Raw genomic sequence first — 6410 nt, forward strand, 5'->3', positions numbered from 1 at the left:
GTTTGTTCTAAACAAGGAACCTGAGCCTTAGCTTGTGCCATATTATGCAAGCCAAGGTAGTGCATGGATAAATATTGGGTTGACACCCATAACAGAAAATTGCTATAATTGCTCCAGGCAAAAGCAAATTCCTATCTTTTCAGTCCCGCCATGCGGCACTTGATGTCGAGAAACTTCTCCGCGCCCAGATCGGCGGCAAAGCCCGCTTCCGTCACAGTGTAGTCGCTCAGCTTCAGCGCCATGCGCGTCGCGGTGATGGAGTTGCAGCCGTGGGCGATGTTGGCGAACGGACCGCCGTGGATGAACGCCGGTGTGCCCTCAAGCGTCTGCACGAGGTTCGGCTTGAGCGCGTCCTTCAAAAGCGCCGCCATCGCGCCCTCGGCCTTGAGGTCGTGGGCCGTGACGGGCTTGCCGTCATAGGTATACGCCACAATGATTCTGCCGAGCCGGGCCTTAAGATCTTTGATATCGCTGGCGAGGCACAGCACCGCCATGACCTCGCTGGCTACGGTAATGTCAAACCCGTCCTCCCGGGGCACGCCCTGCATCTTTCCGCCCAGACCGTCCACGATGTTCCGGAGCTGCCGATCGTTCATATCCACGGCCCGCTTCCAGGTGATCTGCTTACCGTCGATGCCCAGGGTGTTGCCCTGCTGGATGTGATTATCCAGCATCGCGGCCAGCAGGTTGTTTGCCGCGCCGATGGCGTGGAAGTCGCCCGTAAAGTGGAGGTTTATGTCCTCCATGGGGATGACCTGGGCGTATCCACCGCCGGCCGCGCCGCCCTTGACGCCGAAGACCGGGCCGAGGCTCGGCTCGCGCAGCGCCACGACGGCGTTTTTGCCGATCTTCCGCAGACCGTCCGTGAGGCCGACGGAGGTGGTCGTCTTGCCCTCGCCCGCCGGGGTGGGGGTGATAGCCGTCACCAGGATGAGCTTGCCGTCCGGCTCGTTCTCCTTATCCCGCAGAAGCTGGTAATCCACCTTCGCTTTATAATTTCCGTACTGCTCCAGGTACTTTTCGTCGACGCCCGCAACAGCTGCGATCTCACGGATGTGCTTCGGAGTGCAGGCCTGGGCAATCTCAATATCACTTTTAAATCCCATAGTGTCGGCTCCTTTAATATTAGTTGTGCTTTTGCCATGTCAGTGTATATCCGGGAACGGAAAAGCAAAAGCCGCGGCATCGTTGGTTTTTTCTTTGAGGCAGCCGCCATAATTGTCGGTACGGACATTTGACCGATTCTTCCCAAACGACAAATCAGCCGGGTTTCTTTGTATGGCGCCAAGCACTGATCCACCCCCGTTTTAATGTACGGGTACAGGATCGAACCTCCCACCGATTTGTAGGCTTTTCACCCGCGATTCACGGTTCTAAAATAATCGTAGAACACAGACATAGCTGTGTTCATATGAAACCGCGGCACACCACCGCATAATACAGGAGGAAAAGAATATGGCACTGTCTGTTGATTCCAAGGTGAAGGAACTCATGAAGAACGAGGCAGCCGCTGAGCTGATTGAAAAGTATGCTCCCGGCTTCAAAACCAATCCCCAGATGAAGCTTGTGCAGGCCCTGACCTTCCGCAAGCTCTGCAGCTTCCCCCAGGCCGGCATTTCTGCGGAAAAGCTGGAGGAGATCGACGCCGCGCTCAAAGCCCTCGGCGAATAAACTGACACACAAAAATGACGGGTCCGGCAGAGTTTCTGCCGGACCCATTCCATTTGCATTTATTCCGATTTTTTGCGCTCATTGATCTGCTGTTGGATCTGCAGGGCTTTCAGCAGGATCTGTATCCGCAGGCGTTCGTCCGGATCCTTCAGATCCGTATCCAGTTTCCGCTCGATACGCCCAATGCGTTCCAAGAGCGTACTTCTGTGTATATAAAGCGCTGCCGACGTGCGGGTCATACTCATATTCTGATCCAGATATGTCCGGAGCGTGTCTATATAGCTGACAGGCGCCTCCGCATCGTGGGCAGCAAGACGGCGCATGCCCTCGGAGAAGAACAGCTCCGTCGGCATCTTGCCAAGAGAGTTTATGATGAGCTCCGTCAGCGCGTAGTCCTGAAAATGATAGTATTTCTTCGCCGGATCAATAATCGTCCCGTTTTTCAGGGCCGCGCTGGCCTGATGGTAATACAGCCGTGCGCTGTACACATCACGGAAGGCATCGCTCGCGCCGATTCGAACACCCATCGTTTCGGTAAATTCTTCCATGGCCGCCTTGAGCGTTTCCCTGCGATCGCCGCTCTTGCCCGTTAAAGAAGCCGTTTCGATAAAGCACACGGCGGCGCCCTTGCGCTCGAAGCTCACACTGTTCGGAAAACGGCTCTCCACTTCGCTGCAGATATACCCCACCGGGAGCTTGGCAAGACGGTTATTCAGCTCCATTTTGACGCAGACATATTCCCGTCCTTCCACGACATGCTCCAGCGCCCGGCGCTGTGCATAATCCGCCGGAAGCCCGTCTACCACATCCTGCAGCACGGCGCGGAGCAGATGATCCCCTGCCGGCTCGGAAGCGGTCAACTTCAAAATGGCGCGGGTGAGCATGTCGGCCAGGATCTTCGCAAGTTCGATGTCGCCCAGGCGATGTGTGCGGTCCTTGTAGTCCAGCGTGAGGCAGCCCATGTAGGTATCCCGGTCAAAGAGGTTGACGTTCAGGGTCGTCGTGTCCAGAAGATTCAGGATCAGCGGCTCCTTTTCGGTGGTCGCCAACTCGTGCAGCTCCAGGAATTTACCGAGCTCCGAAGGGCTCAGCTTTTCCTCACGAAACGTGGTCCACAGCGTGGAGTTTCTCTCTCCCTCAACTCTTCCACGAGCTAAAAACCGGAAATTCTTATCGATCAGGAACATCGGCGTCTTGAACACCGGCCAGCTGCACGCGAGCATCTCTTCCACATCTGCATTTCGATCCAGGATCTCCTGAAGTCTGTCCCGCCAGGTGTCGAACATGTCATACAGCTCCTGCACCGCGTTGAACAGCGTAAAGATATCCGTATCATCCTTCAGCTGTATGACGCAGCACTGCTCCCGATAATAGGAAAGCTGTATTCCGTCACCAGAACATATCAGCACGACGCCCCTGGGGATAACGGCTCGCCGCGGCAGCCGCTCTGTCCGGGTGATATACAGACGATCGGCAAGGAACTCATCACCGGAGCCATCGAAAAACATCGGCCTTTCCAGCCGGAGCTCCGTCACCTTGGGGCCTGTCATCACCATGGGAAACCGCTCATACAAACCGTCAAATACGATATCTGCACTCAGCTTCATCTGCTCCGTTCCCCCATTAAAACTTCCAAAACGAATCCCATCGCCACAGCTTCATTTTAGCACCACCCGACAAAATTGCAACCGTCGCGCCTGTCGGAACATACAATTTGTACACCAACAATTTGTAGGGCTTCCGCGAGAAAAAACCGTGATTTTGTAGACTACCCAAGCACGCCTGCCCACGATTAAAATGAGATTGAGCAACCCATTTATTATTGAGCAAATCAACAGGGAGGTTATGAGAGATGCCACTCAATGACAAGCTGCCAAGCCAGAAATGCGTGGAGACCGTATGGGGCAAGCTGATTCCCGAGAAGGAATCATACAAGTACGCCGTGCGTCAGATCGCCGCTTTCTGCGCAAACCTTTTCCAGGTCATGCGCGTCCTGGAACCGGACTTCGAAAAGCGCACCGCCGCGATCTGCGAGATATCGTACATGATGAACATGTCCGCCTCCAGCGACGAGTACATGCACGAGTTCTTCGATGAGTGGAATATCCCCGAGTTCTGCAAGAAGGACGCGTGGCTCGGCGCCATCTTCGGAGATTCCGGCGACGAGTACCAGAACATGGCCGGCCGCGTCATCCAGTTCACCCACGACCGCGTGGAAAAGGAGCTGGATACCTGCCCCTGGGACATCGTGGGCGCGGAGCTCTGCAACATGACCACCGCCATGTTCACCGCAAACTTCGACCTCAACTCCAACGGCGAGAACGAGGTCGCCCTGAACATGTGCGAGGCCCGCGGGTGCGGGAACAAGCACTGCCGCGTGGTCGCGGAGCGGAGAGATGTCTACAACTTGCCCAAGCAGGGCTGGCTCGATCATATGCAGCAGCCCGCGGAGCCCGTCCACGACACCCCCCGGGAGCGCATGGTGCGCGACGGCCAGATCCTCCGAAACGGGGTATACTCCCAGGCCTTCGGCGAGGAGAAGACCTTTGAGTGGGCCTACCGCTGGTGCATGGAAAAGGGCTGGGTCTGGTGCGTGGCCTTCCCCCTCATCGCCATCCGGGACATGGCAGACTCCGACGAGGAGTTCGAGCGGATCTTTAAGATCGTGTTCTCCACCGCAGGCAAGAACCTGTTCATGGAGCCCTTCGCCGTGGAGGGCCTGAGGGCGTGGCTCGGCGTTCCCCACGAGATCGGAAAGAACGACCCGCGCCTCATGGGCGGCTACATCAAGGCTGTCATCGATACACAACTCGTCCCCTGCGAGCTGGAGCGCTTTACGAAGGACGAGGTCGTCATCAAGGTGGACACCGAAACCTTCACGGGCCGCTTCCCCATGGTGCCCATCGACGAGCTCATCACAGGCTATGAGGCCCTGTGGCACAACGCCGTCAAAACTATGGTGAGCCCGGAATGGTCCTGCTGGTTCGACGGCAAGGAAGAGGAGACACTGTACATCCACATCGGCCCCAAGGTCGATAAGCGGATGATCTGAGGAAGGAGGCTGCCGTAATGCTATTTAAAGAAGACGCAAAGGCCCGGGCACAGCATCAGGCTGTCCGAGAAAACGCCGGCTGGTACCGCTGGACCCATGATCTCGTAAAAGTCACCGGCCCGGACGCGGACGCATTCGTGGACTGGTTGTTCGTGAATACCGTGGGCAAGGCCGCCGTGGGCCGCACGAAGTACACCACCATGCTGAACGAAGACGGCAAGATCATCGACGACACCATCGTCATGCACATGGCTGAGGGCGTCTGGTGGGTCTCCACCCTGTATGCCCCCCATTTCATCAAGTGGGCGGACGCCCACAAGGGCGGCTATGACGTCACCTATGAAGATATCACCCCCGCCATCGATATGTACGCCGTCCAGGGCCCCAACTCTCTGAAGGTCCTGAACGCGATGCTGGCCGAGCCCGCAGATGATATAAAGCGTTTCCAGGTGGCCGATAATAAGATCGGGGATATCGCCGTGAAGATCCATCGCAGCGGCTTTACCGGCGAGCTGGGCTATGAGGTCTACTGTGCCATGGAGGACACCGCCGCCGTGGAGGCCGCCATCCGGGAGACCGCGGCGAAGTTCGACGCCCCGGAGCTCACGATCCTGGAGGTCTATGTTCGCAGCCTGCCGGTGGAGAAGGGCTTTGCCCTGCGGCAGGATATGTACATGCTCACGCCCTATGAGTGCGGTCTGGGCTGGTCCGTGAACCTCGAAAAGGACTTTGTGGGCAAGGAGGCGCTGCTCAAGGCCAAGGAGGAAGGCCCGAAGTACAAGCTCGTGGGTCTCGAATACCTCGCCGAGTCCTACGAGGATATCTGCCAGCGGGAGATCGTCTATTCCTACGGCGTGCCCGTGGGCTTCGTCCGTGCCGCTACCTACGGCTATACCGTAGACAAGAATATCGGCTTTGCCGTCATCCGCGCCGATAAGGCCGTCGTGGGCGAGAAGGTCACCGTGGGCCAGAACGATTCCCCGGCGATCATCACCGAAAAAACCTGGCTTTAAGGAGGATGTAAAATGAGACTGGAAGGTAAATCTGTGGTCGTCACCGGCGCGTCCGCCGGTATAGGACAGGCCATCGTGGAGCGCTTTGCCGCGGAGGGCGCAAACGTCGTCGCCGTGGCGCGGCGCATGGAGCGGCTGGAGGCGCTGGCGGCGTCTCTCAAGGACGCACCAGGCCGGGTCGTTCCCTTCGCCGGGGACATCGGCGATCCCAAAACAGCCGTGGGCATGATCGACAAGGCCATAGCCGAGTTCGGGCGGCTGGACATCCTTGTGAACAACGCCGGTATCATGGATGATAATACCGCTGTGGGCGACGTATCCGACGAGATGCTGGAAAAGCTCTTCCGGGTGAACACCTACGGCCCCATCAACGCCATGCGCAAGGCCGTAAAGGTCTTTATGGACCAGGCCGGGGAGGATTACGACGAGGACGATCCCATCGGCAACATCATCAATGTCTGCTCCGTGGGCGCGGAGCACCAGACCGCGGGCATGGCCTACTGTGCCTCCAAGGCGGCGCTGGTATCCGCCACCCGGAACACCGCGTTCATGTATCTTGAGAAGCACATCCGTGTAAACGGCATCGCCCCCGGTGGCGTGCTGACAGACATTCCTCTTGTCATGCCGCCCTCCGATCCCTTCGGCTTTGAACGCACCAGCAGCCTTTTGACCCA

General features: G+C 57.5%; 5 protein-coding genes and 1 pseudogene. 4 read left to right on the forward strand and 2 right to left on the reverse strand.

From position 1 onward, the window contains the following. Positions 1 to 137: 137 nt before the first annotated feature. Positions 138 to 1106 (reverse strand): annotated as a pseudogene (locus ACE4YL_RS04380) (formate--tetrahydrofolate ligase); the annotation flags it as partial. Positions 1107 to 1455: 349 nt separating this feature from the next. Here ACE4YL_RS04380 and ACE4YL_RS04385 point away from each other — a divergent pair. Then, positions 1456 to 1671: a hypothetical protein gene (locus ACE4YL_RS04385; RefSeq protein WP_461369292.1), complete on the forward strand. Its 216-nt coding sequence runs from the start codon at positions 1456 to 1458 to the stop codon at positions 1669 to 1671. Between the two features lie 59 nt (positions 1672 to 1730). On the opposite strand, the gene ACE4YL_RS04390 is transcribed toward ACE4YL_RS04385, so the two are convergent. Beyond that, positions 1731 to 3278 (reverse strand): PucR family transcriptional regulator, encoded by a 1548-nt coding sequence (locus ACE4YL_RS04390; protein ID WP_461369293.1) that lies wholly within the window; start codon positions 3276 to 3278, stop codon positions 1731 to 1733. A 245-nt stretch (positions 3279 to 3523) separates the two neighbouring features. Here ACE4YL_RS04390 and ACE4YL_RS04395 point away from each other — a divergent pair, with 245 nt between their 5' ends. The 3 genes from ACE4YL_RS04395 to ACE4YL_RS04405 all read left to right on the forward strand — a co-directional run. Further along, on the forward strand, positions 3524 to 4723 hold the full coding sequence (locus ACE4YL_RS04395) for a hypothetical protein (RefSeq protein WP_461369294.1): 1200 nt from the start codon (positions 3524 to 3526) through the stop codon (positions 4721 to 4723). Positions 4724 to 4740: 17 nt separating this feature from the next. Further along, entirely contained in the window at positions 4741 to 5736 is a 996-nt protein-coding gene (locus ACE4YL_RS04400) for an aminomethyltransferase family protein (protein WP_461369295.1), read from the forward strand. Positions 5737 to 5748: 12 nt separating this feature from the next. After that, a partial coding sequence (locus ACE4YL_RS04405; RefSeq protein WP_461369296.1) for an SDR family NAD(P)-dependent oxidoreductase occupies positions 5749 to 6410 on the forward strand: 662 nt, incomplete at its 3' end.

The organism is Candidatus Darwinibacter acetoxidans (assembly GCF_041936445.1).
GTDB lineage: Bacteria > Bacillota > Limnochordia > Darwinibacteriales > Darwinibacteriaceae > DTU010.

What these genes read in the sequence shown, in the direction of transcription:
- ACE4YL_RS04395 (WP_461369294.1), top strand. Translation starts at nt 3,524, where the DNA reads ATGCCACTCAATGACAAGCTGCCAAGCCAGAAATGCGTGGAGACCGTA.
- ACE4YL_RS04390 (WP_461369293.1), bottom strand. Translation starts at nt 3,278, where the DNA reads ATGAAGCTGAGTGCAGATATCGTATTTGACGGTTTGTATGAGCGGTTT.
- ACE4YL_RS04385 (WP_461369292.1), top strand. Translation starts at nt 1,456, where the DNA reads ATGGCACTGTCTGTTGATTCCAAGGTGAAGGAACTCATGAAGAACGAG.
- ACE4YL_RS04400 (WP_461369295.1), top strand. Translation starts at nt 4,741, where the DNA reads ATGCTATTTAAAGAAGACGCAAAGGCCCGGGCACAGCATCAGGCTGTC.